The 1,218-nt window shown below is 59.3% G+C and carries 1 protein-coding gene; it reads right to left on the reverse strand.

The window, feature by feature from the left end; all coding sequences use genetic code 11:
- Positions 1-1,218, reverse strand: a 1,218-nt coding sequence (locus M975_RS15025) for an Ig-like domain-containing protein (RefSeq protein WP_157093394.1), incomplete at both ends; no start/stop codon positions are given.

Here is a 1,218-nt window from a genome sequence, read left to right on the forward strand (position 1 = left end):
GTTGCCTTCATTCAGCGCCGCGGTTGGTACCGGCACTTCATAGCGCAGCTGGCCGTTGGCATCGACCACCACGTCGCCACGGTATTCATGGCCGTTAACGCTGACGACGACTTTATCGCCCACCTGCGCATCACCGCTCACCACGCCGGAGATCAGGGTCGGCATACGGGATTCGGTGGCGTTGACGGTGTTATCACCTGCCACGGTATCGATAGTGACGGCATTATGTGCCTGGGTGTCGAGCACCACGTTTTGGTGCTCAACCGTAATCGCGGTGTTACCGGACGCGTCAACACCGGTGACCATCACCTGTACGTCATTATTGCCTTCGCTCAGCGCCGCGGTTGGTACCGGGACTTCGTAACGCAGCTGGCCGTTGGCATCCGCCACCACATCGCCGTGATATTCATGGCCATTGACGCTGACGACGACTTTATCGCCCGCCTGCGCATCACCGCTCACCACACCTGAGATCAGGGTCGGCATACGGGATTCGGCGGCGTTCACCACATTGTCCCCGGCCACGGTCTGAATGATCACATGGTTCTCGGCATGGGTATCGAGCACCACATTTTGGTGCTCAACCGCAATCGCGGTGTTACCGGACGCATCCACGCCGGAGACCATCACCTGCACATCATTATTGCCTTCATTCAGCGCATGAGTCGGGACCGGTACTTCGTAACGCAGCTGGCCGTTGGCATCCGCCACCACGTCGCCGTGATATTCATGGCCATTGACGCTGACCACCACATGATCGCCCGCCTGCGCATCACCGCTTACAACACCAGAAATCATCGTTGGCATACGGGATTCGCTGGCATTGACGGTGTTGTCACCCGCTACGGTATCGATAGTGACGGCGTTATGCGCCTGCGTATCCAGCACCACAGTTTTGTGCTCGACCGCAATCGCGGTGTTACCGGACGCATCCACACCGGTGACCATCACCTGTACGTCATTGTTGCCTTCGTTCAGGGCCGCCGTCGGTACCGGGACTTCGTAACGCAGCTGGCCGTTGGCATCCGCCACCACGTCGCCGTGATATTCATGGCCATTAACGCTGACGACGACTTTATCGCCCGCCTGCGCATCACCGCTCACCACGCCGGAGATCATCGTCGGCATACGGGATTCGGTGGCGTTGACGGTGTTATCGCCAGCGACCGTTTCGATAGTCAGGGCATTGCTGGCCTGGGTGTCCAGCACCACCGTGGC

It is taken from the genome of Buttiauxella brennerae ATCC 51605 (assembly GCF_001654925.1).
Taxonomy (GTDB): domain Bacteria; phylum Pseudomonadota; class Gammaproteobacteria; order Enterobacterales; family Enterobacteriaceae; genus Buttiauxella; species Buttiauxella brennerae.